Annotated in this window: 1 protein-coding gene; it reads right to left on the bottom strand. The window is 61.3% G+C overall.

The window, feature by feature from the left end; genetic code table 11:
• Nucleotides 1–238: carbohydrate porin (locus tag RTW80_RS30730; RefSeq protein WP_312722034.1), on the bottom strand; the 238-nt coding region annotated here is incomplete at both ends.

Raw genomic sequence — 238 nt, 5'->3', positions numbered from 1 at the left:
CTGCTGTCTGCCGACCAGTCGTTATAGGTTTTCTGACCGTCGGCCAGCATCGCCTTAAAGCGCGTCGTCGCACCATTCTCCAGCGTCTGTTTGTGCTCAACATTCAGCTCAACGTAGGTATCCGCTTCGTTCCCCAGACGCCCGATGGCCCCGCCCGTTTCCCCGGCGGGCGTCAGATAAGGGCCGCTTTTGCTGCTGGAGGCCGCGTCGTTCATCAGCAGGCCGGAACGGGCGTAAC

This window comes from Escherichia sp. AM3, from assembly GCF_032029835.1.
In the GTDB taxonomy this organism is placed as follows: Bacteria; Pseudomonadota; Gammaproteobacteria; order Enterobacterales; family Enterobacteriaceae; genus Escherichia; species Escherichia coli.
The sequence above is the reverse complement of the archived record's forward strand: the minus strand, read 5'-3'. Positions and strand labels throughout refer to the sequence as shown.